This window comes from Methylorubrum populi (genome assembly GCF_002355515.1).
GTDB lineage: Bacteria > Pseudomonadota > Alphaproteobacteria > Rhizobiales > Beijerinckiaceae > Methylobacterium > Methylobacterium populi_A.
Genome location: NZ_AP014809.1, coordinates 3,331,346 through 3,351,199 on the forward strand (window position 1 = coordinate 3,331,346; position 19,854 = coordinate 3,351,199).

Consider the following 19,854-nt stretch of genomic DNA (forward strand, 5'->3'; position numbering starts at 1 on the left):
CCGACCGCCCCCATCCTCTCATCCGCGACTGCGGCCCGAACGGCGCCATCCCCACTCTCGACCCCGCCCCGGAAGAGGGAGGGGAGCAGGAGGCCTTGATGTCCGAAACCTACGACGTCCTTATCATCGGCGCGGGGCCCGGCGGCTACGTGACCGCGATCCGCGCTGCACAGCTCGGCTTCAAGACCGCCGTGGTCGATCGTGAACATCTCGGCGGCATCTGCCTGAACTGGGGCTGCATCCCGACCAAGGCGCTGCTGCGCTCGGCCGAGATCTACCACTACATGCAGCACGCCTCCGATTACGGGCTCTCGGCCAAGGAGGTCAGCTTCGACGCGGCGGCGATCGTGAAGCGCTCCCGCGGCGTGTCGGGCCGGCTCAACGGCGGCGTAGGCATGCTGCTGAAGAAGAACAAGGTCGACGTGATCTGGGGCGAGGCCTCGATCGATGCGGCCGCCAAGGGCAACGAGCCCGGCAAGGTGACGGTCAAGGAGACCAAGCGGGCGGAGCCGCCGAAGGGCGCCAAGGGCGCCGGCACCTATTCGGCCAAGCACATCATCGTCGCGACCGGCGCGCGGCCCCGCGTGCTGCCCGGCATCGAGCCCGACAAGAAGCAGATCTGGACATATTACGAGGCCATGGTGCCGGAGGCGATGCCCAAGAGCCTGCTGGTGATGGGCTCCGGCGCCATCGGCATCGAGTTCGCCTCGTTCTACCGGACCATGGGCGCCGAGGTGACGGTGATCGAGCTGCTGCCGCAGATCCTCCCCGTCGAGGATGCGGAGATCGCCGGCCTCGCCCGCAAGCGCTTCGAGAAGCAGGGCATCAAGATTCTCACCGGCGCCAAGGTGACGAAGGTCGAAAAGGGCGCCAACTCCGTCACCGCCACGGTGGAGGACGACAAGGGCAAGACGCAGCAGCTCACCGCCGAGAAGCTGATCTCGGCCGTCGGTGTCGTCGGCAATATCGAGAATCTCGGGCTCGAGAAGCTCGGGGTGAAGATCGAGCGCGGCGTCGTCGTCACCGACGGGCTCGGTCGCACCAACGTGCCGGGCATCTACGCCATCGGCGACGTGGCCGGTCCGCCGATGCTCGCCCACAAGGCCGAGCACGAGGGCGTCATCTGCATCGAGACCATCAAGGGCCTGCACACGCACCCGATGGACAAGGGCAAGATCCCGGGCTGCACCTATTGCCACCCGCAGATCGCCAGTGTCGGCATCACCGAGGGGAAGGCCAAGGATCTCGGTCTCTCGATCAAGGTCGGCCGCTTCCCCTTCGCGGGCAACGGCAAGGCGATCGCGCTGGGTGAGCCGGATGGTCTGATCAAGACGATTTTCGATGCCAAGACCGGCCAGCTGCTCGGTGCCCACATGATTGGTGCCGAAGTGACCGAGCTGATCCAGGGTTATGTCGTCGCGATGACCCTCGAGACGACCGAGGAAGAGCTGATGCACACGGTCTTCCCGCATCCGACGCTCTCCGAGATGATGCACGAGAGCGTACTCGACGCCTACGGTCGGGTGATCCACACCTGAACGGATCGGCGAGGGCCGAATGTCTTCGAAGGGTGCGCCGGAGCGGGCTCGATGCCGCGCTCGGGCGCACCCTTCGTTTTTCCGGCAATGCCTCTGACCTCGCCCCATCCCGCGCGGGTCGGTACGAATTTAGCGGTGGATGGTGGTAACGGTACGGATTGAATACGCTTTGGTTGCATCTTCGCCGATAAGGCCTCGCGTATACCGGGCGTCAAGCGCCCGTGCTGCGAAGATCGGCCGATCCATGATCCTACGTGTCCTCCTGCTCATCATCGGCCTCGTGGGCATCTACGCGTCGCTGACGGCGATGCAGGTTCATCTCTACGTCACGCTGCTGCTGCTGTTCCTTTGTGCCGGGCCGCTGAGCTACGTCGTCTTCCGTGAGGAGCACGAGTAGACGCTGCCGGTCGAACGACGCTTCCATGATTGGCGCAATCCTAGGCCCCAGCGCCGCTGGCCATCACCGTCGAGGACATCGATCCCCCGGCGGGGCAGCCCTGGAACGAACTCAAGACGCGTTCAGTCGACGCGCTGAAGCAATACCGGCGAGCGCCAACAGAGCCAGCAATCCGGCGGCGACGAACAGAAGGGCGCTGCCGAGAACGCGCCACGCCATTACCCCCATCATGCCGCCGGCCAGGAAGGCCGCCACCGTCACTGCGTAGAGATACATCTTCTCCCGATCCGGGCTCGACCCGTCGCCACCGCGCGACAGCAGACGTGCCAGACCGATCCCGAGATCCGTCACCATGCCGGTCACATGGGTCGTGCGCACGCGGGCATCGGTGATCTGCGTGATCGTCGCGTTCTGCAGGCCGAGCAGGAAGCTGAGGCCCGTCACGAGAACAGCCCCCTGCCAGACCCCGGGCAGCGAGAGGCCGAGAACGCCGAGACTGACGAGCAGCAGGGCCTCCGTCAGCACGCTGTAGGCGTAGACGCCACCGAGCCGGTGCTGACGGCCCGCGCTGATGAGCATCGTGGCGCTCATGGCACCCGCCAGGAAGGCGGTGATGAGGGCCAGAATCGGCAGTGCGCGCGCCACCTCGCCGAGGCCGAGGTGATCGGCCACTGCCGAGACGTTGCCGGTCATGTTCGAGGAGAACGTCCCGAAGGCGCAGAAGCCGGCGGCGTTCAGCGCACCGGCGATCCCCGCGAACGACCCGGCAAGGCGCCGGTCGATGCCTGGCGTTCGGCTTTGGCCTTCCTGGACGAGCATGGGCGGGAACCAGCGATCGAAAAGTCAGGGTCGCGACCAGTGTAACCGCAAGATTCCTTACGTGACCTGGCCAACCGTCCGATTGTCTCGCGCCGTCGAGGCGTCGATGCTTTTTCTCGGCCGTTTGATGCTTCTGATGGCCGTACCTCTCTTGGTCACCGTCGTTCTTCCCTCGTCGTGAGCGAAGGCCCGGAGGTGATCATGGATCGCCCCTCTGCGGGCAGCCGACCCCTTCGGAAGCGCTTCGATCCCTTTCCGGCCAGCCGGAAACTGCGCCGCCGATGCGGCGTTGGCCAGATGTGCTCGAGAAGACTGACGCGCGGGAGGGTGTGTCTATGGCGACGATCGGGACGCTTCGGTTCGGCCTCTTCATCCTGAGTCTCGGGCTCGGCGGTGCCCCGGCCCCGGCGCAGACCGCTGCCGGTACGGGGGTGCCCTCCGGCTTCACAGCGCCTGGCCTTCCCTTCGGCCCCACCTCGACGGTCCCGACGGTCGCGGCACCGACCCCGACCATGGCCCTCGCCAATCCCGGGGGCCTGAGCTTCGGCGGTGGGTCGGGGATTTCCGGCCTCGGTGCGTCGAGACCGGGCATGGCCACCAGTGCCGGCGGCTTGAGTCTCGGCAGCGGCGGTGCATCCACCGCAATCGGGGGCGCCGGCCTCGCGTCCGGCGGCGGCGGGGTCGCAACCTCGGCACGGCGGCCGCTGGACGACGTGACGGGCAGTATCGGGTCGGGCGGAGGCGGGGCGCCGGCGGGCGCCGGCATCTCCGGCGGCGCCGGCTTCTCCCGACGGCCAACCGACGCTTATTTCGACCCGCTCATCGGCTCCGGCATGCGCTGACGACATGGATTGCGATCGCGGGAGAGGATGTCCACAGCCTCGATCGGTCTCCGTAAGGTCTCGTTAACCATTTCGGCATGTTCTATCTTCGTTCTCACACCGAGTCGGAGAGAGACCATGCCCAAGCCCCAGACGGTCGAGCGCAGTCACGGCACCGACGCCCGCTTCGCGGGTTCGGGACGGGAGAGGGCAGCTGCCTGCCCCGTAGAAGACATCGCCCAGGCCTATCTCAGCAGCACGCAGGGCGATGCGGGGATCGCCCTGCGCTGCGCCATCACCGACGCGCTATCGGATCTGATGGAGGCCGAGCGCCGAGCCCGCGAGAACAGCCGCCTCATTTCCCGTGGCTTCGTCCGCAGCGCGTCGCGGGATCGATGAACGCCGGAGACGACGTCACCTTCGTGGCGTTGAGACGCACCGCTTGAAGCGCGGCCCGAGGAGGGCATGTTGCAGGCATCGAAGTCGGGACGATCGCCATGCGCCTGCCTCTCCTCAGATTTCTCGCGAGCCTCACCCTGATGGCCGCGGCTCCCGCGGCCCGGGCTGATCTCGTCATCGCCGTCGATAAGGATGCTCAGCGCATGAGTGTCGTGGTCGACGGCTCGACCCGCTACAACTGGCCCGTCTCGACGGGGGTCGCGGCCCATGACACGCCGAACGGCAGCTACCGGCCATTCCGCATGGAGAAGAGTCACTTCTCCCGCGAGTGGGACAATGCGCCGATGCCCCATGCGATCTTCTTCACGCAGGTCGGCCACGCGATCCACGGGACGACCCACACCCGCCGGCTCGGCCGCGCCGCCTCGCATGGCTGCGTCCGCCTCTCGCAGCGCAACGCCGCCACGCTGTTCGCCCTCGTGAGGCAGCAGAAGATGGCCAACACCCGGGTCGTCATCGACGGCAGCGTCGGGGACGCTCCGGTGGCCGGCGTCGAGAGGCCGACGCGGACCCGCTCCGCCCGGCGTGGCAACGACGAGGGTGTGGTGGCGGTGCGGTCCCGCGGCCGGGCCTGGGAGGACGAGGCGTACGGCCCGCCCGTCCGCCGCTCCCGGGACGTGTTCGACGAAGGCTACGGCGTCGGCGTGGGTTACGGCGATCTGTACTGACGCCTGACGGGGCGCGGTCGGATCAATTCGACGCCGTCGCGCCGGTCACCCGCCAGACCGTGTTGCCGACATCGTCGGTCACCAGCAGCGCACCGGTTCTGTCGATCGCCACGCCGACGGGCCGTCCTTGCGCCTTCTCGTCGGCGTTGAGGAAGCTGGTCAGCGCATCCACGGGCGCGCCGACGGGCTTGCCGGCCTGAAACGGCACGTAGATCACCTTGTAGCCGCTCTTCGGGCGACGGTTCCACGAGCCGTGCTGGGCCACGAACAGACCGCTCTTCCAGGCCTCCGGCAAAGTCGAGTTCATCGAGAAGGCGATACCGAGGGAGGCCGTGTGCGTGCCGACGGCGTAGTCGGGCGCGATGGCCGATCTCACCTTTTCCGGCTGCGGCGGCTGCACCCGTTCGTCCACGTGTTGACCCCAGTAGCTCCAGGGCCAGCCGTAGAAGGCCCCTTCCTTCACGCGGGTGATGTAGTCGGGCACCAGATCGCTGCCGATCTCGTCGCGCTCGTTCACCGCGGTCCACAACTCGCCCGTCGCCGGCTCGAAGGCGAGGCCATTCGGGTTGCGCAGGCCGGTGGCGTATTCGCGCATCGCCTTGGTAGCGAGGGTGTATTCCCAGATCGCGGCACGGCCCTTCTCGATATCGAGGCCGTTCTCGCCGACATTGCTGTTCGAGCCGACGGTGATGAAGAGCTTCTTCCCGTCCGGGCTCGCAACGACGTTCTTGGTCCAGTGGTGATTGATACCGGAGGGCAGGTCGACGACCTTTTCCGGGGTTGCCGTGATCTCGGTCTGCCCCTCGGAATAGGGGATGCGGACGAGCGCGTCGGCATTCGCCACGTAGAGGTCGGAGCCGACGAGGGCCATCCCGAAGGGGGAGGTCAGCCCCTTGAGGAAGACGTGGCGTTCCTCGGCCACGCCGTCGCCGTCCCGGTCGCGCAGGAGCACGATGCGGTCGGCGCTGGCGCCGCCGGCCCCTGCCATGCTCTTCACCTTGTCGGCGACCCAATCAGTGATGCTGGTGGAATGATCGCCGGATTTCGGCGCTTGGCTCTCGGCGACGAGCACGTCGCCGTTGGGCAGGACGTAGGGCCAGCGCGGATGGTCGAGCCCGGTGGCGAAGCGGGCGACGCTCAAGCCCTGCGCCGCCTTCGGATTGGCGCCTTCGCTCCAGCCCGCCACGCGGGCGATGTTGACGGTGGGCATCAGCGTCGGGTTCGGTGCCGGCAGGGTCGGGTTCGAGCCGCTGCTCGCCGCCACGTCGAGGGCGGCGGATTCCGGATAGACGACGAAACGCAGGAACGCCGCTCCACCGAGCAGAACGACGGCGAGCGCGGCGAGGCCGATCTTGGCGGAGGTACGCATCGAAACCTCGACGAAGCGGGTCAGGCGAGTGTCGCAGCGGCCTGCGCGGCAACCTCGTCCGCCCCGGGATGGCGGCGGGTGGAATAGTAGAGCCCAATCGCATTCCAGAACGCGTCGCGCTGCTCGACAGTGAAGCGCTGCAGGGACGCCTCCAGCGCGGCGCGGCCCGCCACAGCGGCCTCCTCGCGCATCCGCTCATCGAAGGCGACCGGCGATTCCGCGCTCGCTTCCACCATGGCCCGGTCCTTCAATGACGACGCTCCAGCGCGATCAACGCCCAAGCTCGCCACTCTGTTCAATCGGCGGCGCAGGATCGCGCAGGTCGGGCGTGTGCCAAAGGACACACCCCCCTGGATTCGTCGTCCAGGCTTAACAGTTTCTTTGCTCCTGTGGGCGGAATGGTCCAGCTTGGCCATCCAGCGTCGTCAGCCTTCAGGAGCCTGCATGCAAGCCGACCGGACCTTCCGTCTTCTCTGCCTTTTTGGGCTAGCGCTGACCGGTTCGGGTCTTGGGGGATGCGGCTTGCTTCCGCATCAGGCTGAGCTGACGACAGGTTCGATCGCGACGAACGCCAAGGTCGTGCAGGCGCCGACCGCCGCCGACAAGGAATGCCTCGCCCGGGCGATGTATTTCGAGTCGATCCGCAGCGACGATGACGGGCTCCTCGCCGTCGGGACCGTCGTGATGAACCGCCTCGACGCGCCGGCCTATCCCGGCCGGATCTGCGAGGTCGTCGGCCAGAAGCGGCAGTTCGCCAACGGCGTGCTGACCAAACCCGTGCGTGAGCAGGACCGGCAGCGCCTTGAGAAGGTCGCGGACGCGCTGCTCGCTGGCAAGCGCCACGAGGGCGTTGGCCCGGCGCTGCACTTCCACACCGCGGGCTACAAGTTCCCGTACAACAACATGCACTACGTCGCCGCGGCCGGCGGCAACGTCTTCTACGAGAAGAGCGATCGCGAGGGTTACCTGCCGGCGGTGCAGCCCCGCGCCGTTGTGCAGATGGCTTCCGGCCGCCTGATGCCGCTCCAGGTCGCCGCAGCGAATTCCGGCATGATCGGCCTGCCGCTCACCGGCCGCGTCCAGCCGACGCTGACCGCCGAGTACACCGCGCCGACGGCGCCCGAACTGCGCATCCCCGGCCCGGCCCGCTACGCCTCGGCCCCCGGACGCGACAAGCACTAGAAACTGTCACCGGGCAGGGTTACGGCCGGGGCGGGTTGTCGCCCCCGCCCTATGCGCAGAGTGCGCGAGGCCTTAAGTCAGGGACGCGGCCGGGCGGACCGGCCCGGCTCCCGTGAGGCTCCCCCGCATCGCCATGGCCGTCGTCCTCGATCTACTGAACAACGACACCCGGCCCAAGCTGGATGTGCCCGCGCGTCCGCGCCATCCCGAGAAGGCGCATCGGCCCGACACCGCCATCCAGCGCAAGCCGGACTGGATCCGGGTGAAGGCGCCGGGCTCGAAACTCTGGGCCGAGACCAAGGACATCGTTCGCGCCAACAATCTGGTGACCGTCTGCGAGGAGGCGGGCTGCCCCAATATCGGCGAGTGCTGGGAGAAGCGGCACGCCACCTTCATGATCATGGGCGACACCTGCACGCGGGCCTGCTCGTTCTGCAACGTGCGCACCGGCCTGCCGGACGCGCTCGACGCGGCCGAGCCGGAGAAGGTCGCCGACGCGGTGGCCAAGCTCGGCCTCCACCACGTCGTCGTCACCTCGGTGGACCGCGACGACCTCAAGGATGGCGGCGCCGAGCATTTCTCGCGGACCATCGCCGCGATCCGGAGGGCGAGTTCCGGCACCACCGTCGAGATCCTGACGCCCGACTTCCTGCGCAAGCCCGGCGCCCTCGAAGTCGTGGTCGCGGCCAAGCCCGACGTGTTCAACCACAACCTCGAGACCGTGCCCGGCAAGTACGTGACCGTGCGGCCCGGCGCCCGCTACTTCCACTCCGTGCGCCTGCTGCAGCGGGTCAAGGAACTCGATCCGACGATCTTCACGAAATCCGGCATCATGGTCGGTCTCGGCGAGGAGCGGAACGAAGTCCTGCAGCTCATGGACGATCTGCGCTCTGCGGAGGTCGACTTCCTCACCATCGGCCAATATCTGCAGCCCACCCGCAAGCACCATGAGGTCGTGCGCTTCGTGCCGCCGGACGAGTTCAAAGCCTACGAGACCACGGCCTATGCCAAGGGCTTCCTGCTGGTCTCGGCGACGCCGCTCACGCGCTCGTCGCATCACGCCGGCGAGGATTTCGCCCGCCTGAAGGCCGCCCGTCTGGCCAAGCTCGGGCCCGCCCCCGTCGCCGTCAGCGCCTGAGCCCGAATGCCCTCCTTCCGCATCACGAGGAAAGTGCGTCACTCGGCGACGCAGATGTACGATCTCGTCGCCGATATCGAGCGCTATCCCGAGTTTCTGCCGCTCTGCGAGTCGCTGCGCGTGCTGCGCGACGCCGAGGGCCCGAACGGTACGAAGGTGCGGGTCGCGGAGATGGGCGTCGGCTACAAGGCGATCCGTGAACGGTTCACCACCCGCGTGAGTCTCGACCGCGACAACCGCAAGATCACCGCGGAGTACATCGACGGGCCGTTCAAGCACCTCGAGAACCGCTGGTCCTTCCGCGACATCGATGGCGGCGGTTGCGAGGTCGACTTCTTCATCACCTACGAGTTCAAGAGCCGCACCCTCGGCCTCCTGATGGGGACGATGTTCGACCGCGCCTTCCGCAAGTTCACCGACGCGTTCGAGGGCCGGGCCGCGGCGATCTACGGCGCACCCGCCTGACTCATCCGCCCTTGCGAGCCGCAAGCAGGATGCTGGTCTCGGAATTGGCGATTCCCTCGAACTGGCGGATGATGCGCAGCAGAGCGTCGAAATCGCCAAGCGTGGGGACCTCGATCTCGGCGACGATGTCCCAGCGTCCGTTGGTGGTATGGAGCGCCCGGATCTCCGGCAGGCCGGACAGGCGGCGGATTACGCTCTCGGCGTGACGTCCATCGACCTCGATCAGCGTCACCGCCCGCACGCCCCCGGGCTCCAGATCCCGCACGGTGACGGTGAAGCCGGTGATGATTCCGGCCTTCACCATGCGGTCGAGCCGCACCCGCGCGGTCGCTCGCGTGACACCGAGCGCCGCGGCGAGCTTGGCCACCGGCATCCGCGCATCGGTCCGCAGGAGGGCGAGCAGTTGGCGATCGGTCGCGTCGAGCATGGCCGCATCACTCTGAGCAACTGAGCATAGCAGAGTGGGCGCTGCCCCGTCCCGATCGAGCATTTATGCCTCTGTCGATGGTCCGTTTCCCTCAGCCATGCTTGCGACAGGGACGATCGCGGGAGATGGACATGACACGCTACGTCGGTGCGGCCGAGATGGCGGATCTGCTGCGTCGGGAGGGCCCGGAGCCGATCCTGCGCCGCATCATGGCCTGTCTGCGCGCCGATTTCCTGCGCTGGCCGGAGTTCGATCTCGCCCCGCGCCTTGCCAGCCACTCGGCCGGCGGCGTCATCGAGCTGATGCCGATCGCGGATGCGCAGCTCTACGCCTTCAAGTTCGTTAACGGCCATCCCGGCAACACCCGTCTGGGCAAGCAGACCGTCGTTGCCTTCGGTCTGCTCGCCGACGTGGCGACGGGCTATCCGCTGCTGATCTGCGAGATGAGTGTGCTGACGGCCCTGCGCACCGCGGCGACCTCGGCCCTCGCGGCGTCCGTGCTCGCACGCCCCGACAGCCGCTCCATGGCGCTGATCGGCACCGGCGCGCAGGCGGAGTTTCAGGCCATCGCCTTCCAACGGACGCACGGCATCGGCGAGATCCGGCTCTACGACATCGATCCGGCGGCGGTCGCCAAGGCGCGGGCCAATCTCGAAGGCCGCGGCTTACGCCTCATCTGCGCCGGCTCCATCGCCGAGGCGGTGGCCGGCGCCGACATCGTCACCACGGCAACGGCCGACAAGGCCCGCGCCACGATCCTCACGCCCGGCCTCGTCGAGCCCGGTCAGCACCTCAACGCCATTGGCGGCGACTGCCCCGGCAAGACCGAGTTGCACCCGAAGATCGTGGCCAGCGCCCGCACGTTCGTGGAGTACGAGCCGCAAACCCGCGTCGAGGGCGAGCTTCAGCAGATGCCCACGGATCATCCCGTCACCGAGCTGTGGCGCGTGCTGCGCGGAGACGCGCCGGGCCGGGTCAGCCGGGACGAGATCACCCTGTTCGACTCGGTCGGCTTCGCACTCGAGGATTTCTCGGCGCTCCGCTGTTTGTGGGAGATCGCCGGCTCCGGACCGGGCCTCGATCTCGTCCCCGAAACGGAAGATCCCAAGGATCTATTCGGGTCGGTGTTCTCGCGAGGTCAGACGTTGGAGCGGGCGGCCTGATCGGGCTGACACCCTGACGGCAGGAATCGGCTTGCCCGCGCCTCGAGCCGGCTCACCAGTTCCGGCTGCATGAAACCGTAATCGTCGCGTATGTCGAGACAGACGATTCGGGCGTGCCGCAGGGCCGGCCCGAACCGTCGCATCAGCTTGCGCCGATGTGCGCGCTCCATCACGACGATGATCTCCGCCCAGGCAACATGATCGGACTCCAGCGGCTCATCCGCATCGTCCGAGACACCCGCTGACGCCGTCTCGAGCCCGGACCAGCGCGAGAAGACCTGCTCCGCGGTCGGACTTCGGGCGCGGGCCCGGCCGCAGACGAACAGGATCCTCACGCGCTCTCCGCCAGCACCGATTGCCGCTCGAACAGGGCGCGGTAGGCCCCCTTCGGGCGCCGCATCAGGGCGGCGTGCGGCCCGTCCTCGACGATAAGGCCACGCTCGAACACGAGGATGCGGTCGAGGGCGCGGACCGTCGAGAGGCGATGGGCGATCACGATGGCGGTGCGCCCGCGCATCAGCCGCTCCATCGCCTCCTGCACCAGCGCCTCCGATTCCGAATCGAGGCTGGAGGTGGCCTCGTCGAGAATCAGGATCGGTGCGTCCGCGAGGAAGGCACGGGCAAGCGCCACCCGCTGTCGCTCGCCGCCCGAGAGCTTCACCCCGCGTTCGCCCACCGGCGTGGCGTAGCCCTTCGGAAGCCGCGCGATGAAGTCGTGGGCGTTGGCGAGCCGGGCCGCCCGCTCGATCTCCTCGGCAGAGGCACCGGGCCGGCCGTAGGCGATGTTCTCGGCGAGCGAGCGGTGGAACAGCACCGGTTCCTGAGGGACGATGGCGACCTGTGCCCGCAGGCTCGCCTGGGTCGCATCCGCCACATCCTGCCCGTCGATGAGCACACGCCCCCCGCCGACGTCGTAGAGCCGCTGGATCAGCTTGACGAAGGTCGTCTTGCCCGATCCCGAGCGGCCGACGAGACCGACGCGCTGGCCCGCAGGAATCGTCACCGACAGGCGATCGTAGAGCGGTGTACCGTGCGTGCCGTAGTGGAAGCGCACATCCTCGAAGCGGATGGCACCGCCGCCGACCGCGAGCGGCACCGCCCCCGGCCGATCGGCGACGCCGACGGGCTCGGATTCGAGCGCGACGAGTTCCTCCATCTCGTTGACCGAGCGCTGCAGGTGGTTGATGTGGCCGCCGATGTCGCGGAGATAGCCGTGCACGACGAAGTAGGTCGTGAGCACGTAGGCCACTTCGCCGGGGCTGGCTTGGCCCTGCCACCACAACCACAGAGCCGTGGCCACGATCGCCGTGCGGAAGGCGAGCAGCAACCCGAGCTGAGCCGTGCCGCTCCAGGTCACGATCATCCAGGTGCGCCGGGTGCGCCGCCGCCACTTCGACAGGACGCGGGCGAGACGCGCGTCCTCCCGCGCCTCCGCGCCGAAGGCTTTCACCACCGCGTTGTTGCCGATCGTGTCGCTGAGCGCGCCGCCAAGCCGCGTGTCGAGGGCGTTCGAAAGCGTCGCCGCAGGGGCGATGACCCGCGTCGCGAGGACGATCGCTGTGCCGACATAGGCGAGCGCGCCGAGCCCGATCACCGCGCCCATGATGGGCCAGTGCAGGCCGAGCACCACCGTCGTGCCAGCGAGCACGACGACGGAGGGCAGGAGCGACAGCAGGAGCACGTCGTTGAGGCCGTCGAGCGCCCACATCCCCCGCGAGATCTTCCGCACGGTCGAGCCCGAGAAGGTGTTGGCGTGCCATTCGGTCGAGAAGCGCTGGACCCGCGCGAAGCTGCGGCTCGCGATGTCGGACATCGTTCCGAGCGTCAGCGGCACCACGAGGCTCCAGGCGATGTGGCGCAGCAGCACCGTGGCGAGACTCAGCGCGGTCATGACGGCGAACGCCGGAAGCGCGGCCTGGAGGGCGGCATGCCGCTCTGAACCGGCGAGCGCATCGACGAGGCGCCCGGCATAGAGCGGCAGCATCACGTCCGCCAATGTCGCGAGCGTGATCGCGGCCACGAGGGCGGAGACGAGGCCGAGGCGCTCGCGCCAGCCGCGGACGACGAAGCCGAGGACGCGACGGACAACGTCCGTGCGACGGGGAGAAGACAGGGACATGGCAGCGCCCGACGGCGAGGCGTCGGCTCCGGGAGAAGCGGCGGCCGACGCCCGGAGGCGCGGCGCGGCGAAATCAGACTAGGGACGGTGCGTGAACCGCGAGGGCCAAGAGGCCGGGCGGCAAGGGAATGCGCCTAGGCGCTTCCGGCAGGAAACAGAGCTATTCCTGCCCGAGGGGAGACGGTGCCGACAATCATGCTCTGCCTCCCTGTTCGAACGCGACCGGCACACCAAATACTCGACACAGACCCGATTCGCAATCTTAGCGCGGCTCGAGCCGGCAACGCGACAGCGACCGACTGCGGCGGAACAGGTATGCGCTCAATCATCTCGTTGGCGGACATTGCCGGATGTAACGAAAATTGAGAGACCGATTGAAGGCAACTTCTCCTCCCATGACAGCTGATCGATCGAAAAGTCGTCATTTAGACCCCCAATCCGTCAATACAGATCGTGACATCCGGAGCACAATAAATCATCCGAAATCATAATCAAAAACCTCACGTCGGCATTGCTGCACAACTCAATCTTTGATCGCTCGTTTCATTCCCAATTTATGTAGATCGTGGCGAGTGGATACTAACCGGAAGCCGATAGCGAAAAACGAGCCGGCCCAGCGGCGGTTACCACGTCGGCCGAAGGCGAGTGCCGGCATTCTAGGAAACCGCTCCAAATCGATGAAACGCGCCATGGGCTCGCGATCAGACCTGACCTGGCAGCCGCTGCAACCCCGCAGGATACGCTGGTCGGGCATGGGACAGCGCCCGGCGATCGCTTGGCTGACCGGCCTCTCCGGCGCCGGAAAATCGACCATCGCCGATGCGGTCGATCGGGCGCTGACGGAGGCCGGCCGCAAAACCGTGGTGCTCGACGGCGACGACCTGCGTCAGGGTCTCAGCCGAGATCTCGGCTTCACGGCTGCGGACCGGGTCGAGAATATCCGGCGCGCCGGGGAGGCCGCTCGGCTGATGGCGGATGCCGGACTTGTGGTGATCGTTTCTCTGATCTCACCGTTTCGTGCCGAGCGAGCGGCGGCTCGGGCGATCGCGGGCGATATCCCGTTTCTCGAAGTGTTCATCGACACGCCGCTGGCCGTGTGTGAGGCACGCGACCCGAAGGGGCTCTACGGCCGCGCACGCGCCGGCCAAATTCTAAATTTTACAGGTATATCCGATCCTTACGAGGTACCGGAGGCACCGGACCTCACGCTGGAGACCCGTGATCGGGCCGTCGTGGAGAGCGCACAGCCGCTTATTGCGGCGCTGCTGCATTTGAGCGCCATCCCTCCGGGCGAGACCGTATAGCGCGCCCTTCGTACAGCGTTCACCATCGGCGAAGACGGTGGCTGCACCGTGATTGTGCACGAGGAAGCGCCTTCGTGCGAGAAAATGCGACAGTCGGTTTTGTCTTACCGCACTGGTCGCGGGAAACGGCCGGGCTAATTGAAACGCTTCCAGACAGGAAGCGGGCCCGGGAGCCGTCTCCGCATGACTTTTCGTCTGACGCTGACCGTCAATGGTGAGCCCCGCGCGATCGAACTCGACGATCCGCGCGTCACCCTTCTCGATCTCTTGCGTGAACGGCTCGGTCTCACGGGCTCGAAGAAGGGCTGCGACCGGGGCCAGTGCGGTGCCTGCACGGTGCTGGTGGAGGGGCGCCGGGTCAATTCCTGCCTCGCCCTCGCCGTCAGCCTCGACGGCGCCGACATCCTCACCATCGAAGGCCTGGCGCGGGGCGACGTTCTCCACCCGGTCCAATCCGCCTTCATCGAGCATGACGGGTTCCAGTGTGGCTTCTGCACGCCGGGCCAGATCATGAGCGCGGTCGGGCTGATCCGAGAAGGGCATGCGGGCGACGATCCCGAGCGGGTTCGCGAGGGAATGAGCGGCAATCTCTGCCGGTGCGGCGCCTATATCGGCATCACCCAAGCCGTCCTCGAGGCGCGGGCGCGCATGGCTCAGGCGAGCCAGGGAGACGCCGCGTGAACCGCTTCGACTATATCCGCGCGGGCAGTGTCGCGGAGGCCGTCGCGGCGGCGGCCGAGCCGGGCGCGGCCTATCTCGCCGCCGGCACCAACCTGCTCGACCTGATGAAGGGCAGCATCGCGCGCCCCGGACGGCTCGTGGACGTCACGCATCTGCCGGGCCTCGACCGGATCGAGCATCTCCCCGGCGGCGGGGTCCGCATCGGCGCCCTGGTGCGCAACAGCGACCTCGCCTACGAGCCGGATTTCGCCAAGTCGCACCCGGCGGTGGCCGAAGCGCTGCTGTCCGGCGCGTCGGCGCAGCTGCGCAATGCCGCGACCGTCGCCGGCAACCTGCTGCAGCGGACCCGCTGCCCATATTTCTACGACCCGGCCAGCGCCTGCAACAAGCGCGATCCGGGTGCCGGCTGCGACGCGCGCGGCGGCGAGACCCGGCTCCACGCCGTGCTCGGCTGGAGCGAGCACTGCATCGCGACCCACCCCTCCGACTTCTGCGTGCCTCTGGTCTCGCTCGACGCCGTCGTCGAGGTCGAGGGCAAGTCGGGCGCCCGCGAGGTGCCGCTCGACGCTCTCCACCGCCTGCCGGAGGACAGGCCGGACCGGGAAACGGTGCTCGAGCCGGGCGACCTCATCGTTGCCCTGCGCCTGCCCGCGGAGGCCGCGGGCTTTGCCGGCCATTCCCGCTACCTCAAGGTCCGCGACCGCACTTCCTACGCCTTCGCCGTGGTCTCGGCCTCGGCTTCGCTGCGGCTCCAGGACGGGCGGATCGGCGAGGCGCGGCTCGCACTGGGCGGCGTCGCCCTCAAACCCTGGCGCGCCCGTGCGGCCGAGGCAGTGCTGGCCGGCGCGGAGCCGACCGAGCGGAGCTTTGGGCAGGCGGCGGACGCGGCCCTGGCCGCGGCGCAGCCCTCGGGCGACAACGCCTACAAGATCGAGCTGGCCCGGCGCCTGATCGTGCGGACCCTGACGCTGGCCGCTGCCGGCACCCCGGAGCGCATGCCGGCGCTCCCAGCCTCCGCCTTCTCGGGAGACGCGCTCTATGCCTGATATTGCCTACGAGCAGGCCCGGCACGGGTCGAGCATCGGACAGCCGCTCACCCGCCGCGATGGCCTCCTCAAGGTCACCGGAGGAGCGACCTACGCCGCCGACAACCGGCCGGAGGGCCTGCTCCACGCGGTCATGGCGGTGAGCCGCATCGCCCGCGGCCGGGTGGTCAGCCTCGATGTCGCGGCGGCCAAGGCCCATCCGGGCGTGGTCGAGGTGATGACGGGCGCCAACGCCCCGAGGCTCGCGCAGGATCCGGACGCCAAGGACAACCCTTTCGTGTTCCGGCTCGACCTCCTGCAGAACGACCGGGTCCGCTACGCGCACCAGCCGATCGCCGTGGTGATTGCCGAGACGCTGGAAGCCGCGACCGAGGGCGCCGAACTGCTAACTCCGCGCTACGAAGTGGATCCACCGCGCATCGGGCTCGATTCGGGCGAGCCGCAGGAGCCCGAGGGCGTCGGCGCGGGCGACAAGACCACCGCGTCGCGCGGCGATGTCGAGGCGGGGCTGGGACAGGCCGAGCGCCGGGTCGAGACGACCTACGAAACGGCGGCGCAGTATCACAACGCGCTCGAACCCCACGCCGTCGTGGCGCAGTGGCAGGGCGACCGGCTGATCGTCGACACGCCGAGCCAGGGGCTCGCCATGGCCAAGATGCGGCTCGCCAGTCTGTTCGGCCTCGACCCGAAGAACATCCTCGTCCGCTCGCCCTTCCTCGGCGGCGGCTTCGGCTCCAAAGGCTTCCTGTCCGGACCGCAGGTTCTCGGCGTGATGGCGGCCAAGCTCGTCGGCCGGCCGGTGAAACTGGTGCTGCGCCGGGAACAGATGTTCGGCCCCGTCGGTCACCGCGCCGAGACCCGCCAGACACTGCGGCTCGGCGCCGACGCCGCCGGAGCGCTGACCGCCCTCGACCATCACACGCTGACCGCGACGAGCCGTTTCGACGACTTCTACGAGCCGTCGAGCGCCATCTCGCGCTACCTCTACGCCGCACCCGCGGTCTCGACGCGACATTCCGGCGTGCGGGTCGATACCGGCACGCCGCTCTTCATGCGCGCGCCAGGTGAGGCCTCGGGCAGCGTCGCGCTGGAGGGCGCCATCGATGAGATGGCGGAAGCCTGCGGCCTCGATCCGCTCGAATTTCGTCTGCGGAATTACGCCGAGGCGGAACCGATCTCCGGCCGGCCCTTCTCGTCCAAGGCCTTGCGCGAATGCTACGCGCAGGGCGCAGCCCGCTTCGGCTGGGACAAGCGCCTCCCGGGCCTCCGCTCGATGCGCGATGCCGCCGGGCGTCTCATCGGCTACGGCGTGGGCACGGCCCTGTTTCCGGCCCTGATGATGCAGGCGGAGGCGCGGGCCGAGATCAGGGCCGACGGCACCGGCACGGTGGCGCTCGGCGCCCACGATATGGGGCAGGGCGCCTGGACCGCGCTGGCCCAGATCGCCGCCGACGGGCTTGGGATCGATCTCGACCGTCTCGACTTTCAGAGCGGTACCTCGGACCTGCCGAATGCCGGTATCGCCGGGGGCTCGGCGCATACGGCGACCGCCGGCTCGGCGATCCATTCCGCTGCCGCGGTGGTGCTGGCGCAGCTGGCGGACCTCGCCACCGGCGACGAGCGCTCGCCCCTGTTCGGGGCCGGCAATGCCGGTGTCTACGCGCGCGGCGGCCGTCTGGTGCGCCGGGACGATGAGGGGCGCAGCGAATCGTTCTCCGAAGTCCTGAACCGGGCCGGCCGGGCCTCCGTGTCGGCGCAGGGGCAGGGCGCCGCCGATCCGGCGTCCCGCGAAGCCTACGCCATGCACGCCCACGGCGCCGTCTTCGCCGAGGTCAGCATCGACCCCGATCTCGGCCAGATCCGCGTCACCCGCCTCGTGGGTGCGTTCGCCGCCGGCCGAGTGGTCAACCCGCGCCTCGTCACGAGCCAGTATTACGGCGGCATGATCTGGGGCGTCTCCTTCGCGCTTCACGAGAGCGCCGTGGTCGATCCCCGCTCGGGCCGCGTGATGAACGCCAATCTCGGCGAGTACCACGTGCCCGTGAACGCCGACGTGCCCTCGATCGAGGCGATCCTCGTGGAGGAGCACGACCCGCACGTGAACCCGCTCGGCATCAAGGGCGTCGGCGAGATCGGTATCACCGGCACGGCCGGCGCCATCGCCAACGCGGTCTATCACGCGACGGGGATCCGGGTGCGCCGGACGCCGATCACGCTGGACCGGCTGCTAGGCTGACACCACTGCGTGTGGTCTCCCCCGCACCCTCATCCTGAGGTGGCGCGAAGCGGCCTCGAAGGATCCTCCAGATCCCGCGCGATCCCTGGACGATCCTTCGAGGCTCCGCTTCGCTGCGCACCTCAGGATGAGGGCGCGGATGGGGGAAGCAGGCTCAGACGGTTTCGCCTGCCGGCCTGCCGGGGCGACGCAGATCGATGGATTCCAGGAGACTCAGCGCCTCCGCCACCGACAGACGCCGGATCTCCGCCCGCCCGGGATCGCCGAAGCGGCGCTCGACATGCCGTGTCGGCACCCCCTTCACGGCCAGCCCGAAATGCACGAGACCGACGGGCTTCGTCTCGCTGCCGCCCCCCGGCCCGGCAATGCCGGTGACCGAGAGCGCGACATCGGCCCGTGACGCCTCGAGCGCCCCCTCCGCCATGGCGCGGGCCACCGGCTCGCTTACCGCGCCGTGCGCCGCGATGAGATCCATCGGCACGCCGATCGATTCGGCCTTCGCTTCGTTGGAGTAGGTGACGAAGCCGCGCTCCACCACCGCGGAGGAGCCGGGTACCGCCGTCAGCAGGCCGGCCACGAGCCCACCGGTGCAGGACTCGGCCGTCGCGATCTTTCGGTCCACCGCCGCATAGGCCCGCACCAGCGCCTCGGCACGGGCGAGCAGGGCGGCGTCGCCGATCACGAACGGCGCTCGTTGGTCTCGGCTTCGGTCTCGATCTCGGCGCAGACCTCCGGCAGGCGCACCGTGGCGGCGGCCTGGGCGGCGAGACCCTCCGCGCGGCCGACGAAGCCGAGCTTCTCCGTCGTCGTCGCCTTGATCGAGACGGACGAGAGCGGCACGCCCGCAACCTCGGCGATGCGCTGGCGGATCGCCTCGCGATGCGCGCCGATGCGCGGGCTTTCCGCCAGCACCGTCACGTCGAGATGGTCGATCTTTCCGCCGCGGGCCCGCACCAGCTCGCAGGCATGGGCCAGGAACTGGTCCGAGGCCGCGCCGCGCCACTTCTCGTCGGAGGGCGGGAAATGGGTGCCGATATCGCCGTCGGCGATGGCGCCGAGCAGCGCGTCGGTCAGCGCGTGCAGGGCGACGTCGCCGTCGGAATGGGCGAGCACGCCCCGATCGGCGGGGATCTTCACGCCGCCGAGCCAGACATGGTCGCCCTCCGTGAAGGCGTGAACGTCGAAGCCGGTGCCGAGGCGGGTCACGTAGGTGGTCATGGGGCCATCAGATATCGCGACCGCGGTGTCAGAGAAAGCCCGGCCGGAGAAGGCCCGGTCGGCCTCGATCAGGTCCGCGGCCTGCGTGATCTTACGGTTTCGCGCGTCGCCCTCGAACACCACGACCGGCAATCCGGCCCATTCGGCAAGCGCACCGTCATCGGTGAAGCCGTCGCGGCCCTCGGCGACCGCGCGGCGATGGGCGTCGAGGAGCAGGCCGAACTGGAAGCATTGCGGCGTCTGGACCGCCCGCAGATTCTCGCGGGCCGGCGTCTCGTGGACGCGCCCGATCCCTGGCGCGATCTCCTCGACGAGCTTGATCGTGTCGGACACCGCGATCCCCGGCACCGAGGCCCCATGCTGGCTCCCCGCCGCAATCGCGCGGGTGATCAGTGCCTCGTCCACGAACGGCCGCGCCGCATCGTGGACGAGCACCAGATCCGGCGCGCCCGAGCGGGCGAGTCCTTCGAGCCCGGCTGACACCGATTGCTGACGCGTGGCCCCGCCCGGCACCGGCTCGGCGAGCTTCTGGCGATGGGCTGGTTCGAGCTCGCCGAGGCACTCGCGATAGAACGCCTCCGCATCCGGCGCGATCACCGGCTGGATGCGGGCGATGCGCGGAGACTGCGCCAGCGCCGCCAGGGTCCGCGTCAGGACGGCCCGGCCGCCGACGCGGCGATACTGCTTCGGCAGATCGCCGCCGACGCGCAAGCCCTTGCCGGCCGCCACGACGACCGCCGCCACCAAGGCATCCCCAGGACCACGCCCCCACGGTGCGGCTTCGTCGGACATGCTGGGGCCTCG

21 protein-coding genes are annotated in these 19,854 nt (G+C 68.6%); 13 read left to right on the forward strand and 8 right to left on the reverse strand.

The window, feature by feature from the left end; genetic code table 11:
- The first annotated feature begins 98 nt into the window (after positions 1 to 98).
- Positions 99 to 1,538 carry a dihydrolipoyl dehydrogenase gene (gene lpdA / locus MPPM_RS15280; protein ID WP_096485769.1) on the forward strand — a complete coding sequence of 480 codons (1,440 nt, stop codon included), beginning with the start codon at positions 99 to 101 and terminating at the stop codon, positions 1,536 to 1,538.
- A 244-nt stretch (positions 1,539 to 1,782) separates the two neighbouring features.
- Positions 1,783 to 1,935 carry a hypothetical protein gene (locus tag MPPM_RS28540; RefSeq protein WP_173807917.1) on the forward strand — a complete coding sequence of 51 codons (153 nt, stop codon included), beginning with the start codon at positions 1,783 to 1,785 and terminating at the stop codon, positions 1,933 to 1,935.
- Positions 1,936 to 2,046: 111 nt separating this feature from the next.
- Here MPPM_RS28540 and MPPM_RS15285 read toward each other — a convergent pair whose 3' ends face one another.
- Complete coding sequence (locus MPPM_RS15285) at positions 2,047 to 2,754, reverse strand: YoaK family protein (RefSeq protein WP_096485770.1); 708 nt, start codon at positions 2,752 to 2,754, stop codon at positions 2,047 to 2,049.
- Positions 2,755 to 3,089: 335 nt separating this feature from the next.
- On the opposite strand from MPPM_RS15285, the gene MPPM_RS15290 reads away from it, so the two are divergent.
- From MPPM_RS15290 to MPPM_RS15300, 3 genes are all read left to right on the forward strand, one after another.
- Positions 3,090 to 3,596 carry a 1,3-beta-glucanase gene (locus tag MPPM_RS15290; RefSeq protein WP_096485771.1) on the forward strand — a complete coding sequence of 169 codons (507 nt, stop codon included), beginning with the start codon at positions 3,090 to 3,092 and terminating at the stop codon, positions 3,594 to 3,596.
- Between the two features lie 117 nt (positions 3,597 to 3,713).
- Positions 3,714 to 3,974: a hypothetical protein gene (locus tag MPPM_RS15295; RefSeq protein ID WP_096485772.1), complete on the forward strand. Its 261-nt coding sequence runs from the start codon at positions 3,714 to 3,716 to the stop codon at positions 3,972 to 3,974.
- A 98-nt stretch (positions 3,975 to 4,072) separates the two neighbouring features.
- On the forward strand, positions 4,073 to 4,702 hold the full coding sequence (locus MPPM_RS15300) for a L,D-transpeptidase (RefSeq protein WP_096485773.1): 630 nt from the start codon (positions 4,073 to 4,075) through the stop codon (positions 4,700 to 4,702).
- 22 nt (positions 4,703 to 4,724) lie between these two features.
- Here the strand turns inward: MPPM_RS15300 and MPPM_RS15305 are convergent, their stop codons facing one another.
- Both MPPM_RS15305 and MPPM_RS15310 read right to left on the reverse strand, forming a co-directional pair.
- Positions 4,725 to 6,071, reverse strand: coding sequence for a PQQ-dependent sugar dehydrogenase (locus tag MPPM_RS15305; protein ID WP_096485774.1), 1,347 nt, complete (start codon positions 6,069 to 6,071; stop codon positions 4,725 to 4,727).
- A gap of 20 nt (positions 6,072 to 6,091) precedes the next feature.
- A complete protein-coding gene (locus MPPM_RS15310) occupies positions 6,092 to 6,307 on the reverse strand; it encodes a hypothetical protein (RefSeq protein ID WP_096485775.1) in 216 nt (71 codons plus the stop codon).
- A 208-nt stretch (positions 6,308 to 6,515) separates the two neighbouring features.
- Between MPPM_RS15310 and MPPM_RS15315 the strand changes: the two genes are divergently transcribed.
- The 3 genes from MPPM_RS15315 (at position 6,516) to MPPM_RS15325 (ending at position 8,856) form a co-directional block, all read left to right on the forward strand.
- Positions 6,516 to 7,253, forward strand: coding sequence for a cell wall hydrolase (locus tag MPPM_RS15315; RefSeq protein WP_096485776.1), 738 nt, complete (start codon positions 6,516 to 6,518; stop codon positions 7,251 to 7,253).
- Positions 7,254 to 7,386: 133 nt separating this feature from the next.
- Entirely contained in the window at positions 7,387 to 8,391 is a 1,005-nt protein-coding gene (gene lipA / locus MPPM_RS15320) for a lipoyl synthase (RefSeq protein ID WP_096485777.1), read from the forward strand.
- Positions 8,392 to 8,397: 6 nt separating this feature from the next.
- Positions 8,398 to 8,856, forward strand: a complete 459-nt coding sequence (locus MPPM_RS15325; RefSeq protein WP_096485778.1) for a type II toxin-antitoxin system RatA family toxin — start codon at positions 8,398 to 8,400, stop codon at positions 8,854 to 8,856.
- Between the two features lies 1 nt (position 8,857).
- Here the strand turns inward: MPPM_RS15325 and MPPM_RS15330 are convergent, their stop codons facing one another.
- Positions 8,858 to 9,283, reverse strand: a complete 426-nt coding sequence (locus tag MPPM_RS15330) for an Lrp/AsnC family transcriptional regulator (protein WP_096485779.1) — start codon at positions 9,281 to 9,283, stop codon at positions 8,858 to 8,860.
- Positions 9,284 to 9,414: 131 nt separating this feature from the next.
- Between MPPM_RS15330 and ocd the strand changes: the two genes are divergently transcribed.
- Positions 9,415 to 10,446, forward strand: coding sequence for an ornithine cyclodeaminase (ocd, locus tag MPPM_RS15335; RefSeq protein ID WP_096487873.1), 1,032 nt, complete (start codon positions 9,415 to 9,417; stop codon positions 10,444 to 10,446).
- Here the strand turns inward: ocd and MPPM_RS15340 are convergent.
- Positions 10,422 to 10,781: a low molecular weight protein tyrosine phosphatase family protein gene (locus tag MPPM_RS15340; protein ID WP_096485780.1), complete on the reverse strand. Its 360-nt coding sequence runs from the start codon at positions 10,779 to 10,781 to the stop codon at positions 10,422 to 10,424. The two genes, ocd and MPPM_RS15340, sit on opposite strands and share 25 nt — an antisense overlap.
- The gene (locus MPPM_RS15345) at positions 10,778 to 12,565 is read right to left on the reverse strand and encodes an ABC transporter ATP-binding protein (RefSeq protein ID WP_096485781.1); all 1,788 of its coding nucleotides are present in this window, start codon (positions 12,563 to 12,565) and stop codon (positions 10,778 to 10,780) included. The genes MPPM_RS15340 and MPPM_RS15345 overlap by 4 nt, the downstream gene beginning before the upstream one ends.
- Before the next feature lie 677 nt (positions 12,566 to 13,242).
- Here MPPM_RS15345 and cysC point away from each other — a divergent pair.
- The 4 genes from cysC to MPPM_RS15365 all read left to right on the forward strand — a co-directional run bounded on the left by cysC (position 13,243) and on the right by MPPM_RS15365 (position 17,832).
- On the forward strand, positions 13,243 to 13,869 hold the full coding sequence (gene cysC, locus MPPM_RS15350; RefSeq protein ID WP_096485782.1) for an adenylyl-sulfate kinase: 627 nt from the start codon (positions 13,243 to 13,245) through the stop codon (positions 13,867 to 13,869).
- Positions 13,870 to 14,052: 183 nt separating this feature from the next.
- Positions 14,053 to 14,550, forward strand: a complete 498-nt coding sequence (locus tag MPPM_RS15355) for a (2Fe-2S)-binding protein (protein WP_096485783.1) — start codon at positions 14,053 to 14,055, stop codon at positions 14,548 to 14,550.
- Complete coding sequence (locus MPPM_RS15360) at positions 14,547 to 15,596, forward strand: FAD binding domain-containing protein (protein ID WP_096485784.1); 1,050 nt, start codon at positions 14,547 to 14,549, stop codon at positions 15,594 to 15,596. Before MPPM_RS15355 ends, MPPM_RS15360 begins: the two co-directional genes overlap by 4 nt.
- Entirely contained in the window at positions 15,589 to 17,832 is a 2,244-nt protein-coding gene (locus MPPM_RS15365; protein ID WP_096485785.1) for a xanthine dehydrogenase family protein molybdopterin-binding subunit, read from the forward strand. The genes MPPM_RS15360 and MPPM_RS15365 overlap by 8 nt, the downstream gene beginning before the upstream one ends.
- 154 nt (positions 17,833 to 17,986) lie before the next feature.
- Here MPPM_RS15365 and MPPM_RS15370 read toward each other — a convergent pair whose 3' ends face one another.
- Positions 17,987 to 18,514 carry a CinA family protein gene (locus MPPM_RS15370; protein ID WP_096485786.1) on the reverse strand — a complete coding sequence of 176 codons (528 nt, stop codon included), beginning with the start codon at positions 18,512 to 18,514 and terminating at the stop codon, positions 17,987 to 17,989.
- The gene (locus MPPM_RS15375) at positions 18,511 to 19,842 is read right to left on the reverse strand and encodes a bifunctional 2-C-methyl-D-erythritol 4-phosphate cytidylyltransferase/2-C-methyl-D-erythritol 2,4-cyclodiphosphate synthase (protein WP_096485787.1); all 1,332 of its coding nucleotides are present in this window, start codon (positions 19,840 to 19,842) and stop codon (positions 18,511 to 18,513) included. The genes MPPM_RS15370 and MPPM_RS15375 overlap by 4 nt, the downstream gene beginning before the upstream one ends.
- Positions 19,843 to 19,854: the final 12 nt, after the last annotated feature.

Coding starts and splice junctions, on each gene's coding strand:
- MPPM_RS15310 (WP_096485775.1), bottom strand. CDS start 6,307: ATGGTGGAAGCGAGCGCGGAATCGCCGGTCGCCTTCGATGAGCGGATG.
- MPPM_RS15345 (WP_096485781.1), bottom strand. CDS start 12,565: ATGTCCCTGTCTTCTCCCCGTCGCACGGACGTTGTCCGTCGCGTCCTC.
- MPPM_RS15290 (WP_096485771.1), top strand. CDS start 3,090: ATGGCGACGATCGGGACGCTTCGGTTCGGCCTCTTCATCCTGAGTCTC.
- MPPM_RS15285 (WP_096485770.1), bottom strand. CDS start 2,754: ATGCTCGTCCAGGAAGGCCAAAGCCGAACGCCAGGCATCGACCGGCGC.
- MPPM_RS15315 (WP_096485776.1), top strand. CDS start 6,516: ATGCAAGCCGACCGGACCTTCCGTCTTCTCTGCCTTTTTGGGCTAGCG.
- MPPM_RS15300 (WP_096485773.1), top strand. CDS start 4,073: ATGCGCCTGCCTCTCCTCAGATTTCTCGCGAGCCTCACCCTGATGGCC.
- MPPM_RS15325 (WP_096485778.1), top strand. CDS start 8,398: ATGCCCTCCTTCCGCATCACGAGGAAAGTGCGTCACTCGGCGACGCAG.
- MPPM_RS15355 (WP_096485783.1), top strand. CDS start 14,053: ATGACTTTTCGTCTGACGCTGACCGTCAATGGTGAGCCCCGCGCGATC.
- MPPM_RS15330 (WP_096485779.1), bottom strand. CDS start 9,283: ATGCTCGACGCGACCGATCGCCAACTGCTCGCCCTCCTGCGGACCGAT.
- lipA (WP_096485777.1), top strand. CDS start 7,387: ATGGCCGTCGTCCTCGATCTACTGAACAACGACACCCGGCCCAAGCTG.
- MPPM_RS15295 (WP_096485772.1), top strand. CDS start 3,714: ATGCCCAAGCCCCAGACGGTCGAGCGCAGTCACGGCACCGACGCCCGC.
- lpdA (WP_096485769.1), top strand. CDS start 99: ATGTCCGAAACCTACGACGTCCTTATCATCGGCGCGGGGCCCGGCGGC.
- cysC (WP_096485782.1), top strand. CDS start 13,243: ATGAAACGCGCCATGGGCTCGCGATCAGACCTGACCTGGCAGCCGCTG.
- MPPM_RS15305 (WP_096485774.1), bottom strand. CDS start 6,071: ATGCGTACCTCCGCCAAGATCGGCCTCGCCGCGCTCGCCGTCGTTCTG.
- MPPM_RS15375 (WP_096485787.1), bottom strand. CDS start 19,842: ATGTCCGACGAAGCCGCACCGTGGGGGCGTGGTCCTGGGGATGCCTTG.
- MPPM_RS15365 (WP_096485785.1), top strand. CDS start 15,589: ATGCCTGATATTGCCTACGAGCAGGCCCGGCACGGGTCGAGCATCGGA.
- ocd (WP_096487873.1), top strand. CDS start 9,415: ATGACACGCTACGTCGGTGCGGCCGAGATGGCGGATCTGCTGCGTCGG.
- MPPM_RS28540 (WP_173807917.1), top strand. CDS start 1,783: ATGATCCTACGTGTCCTCCTGCTCATCATCGGCCTCGTGGGCATCTAC.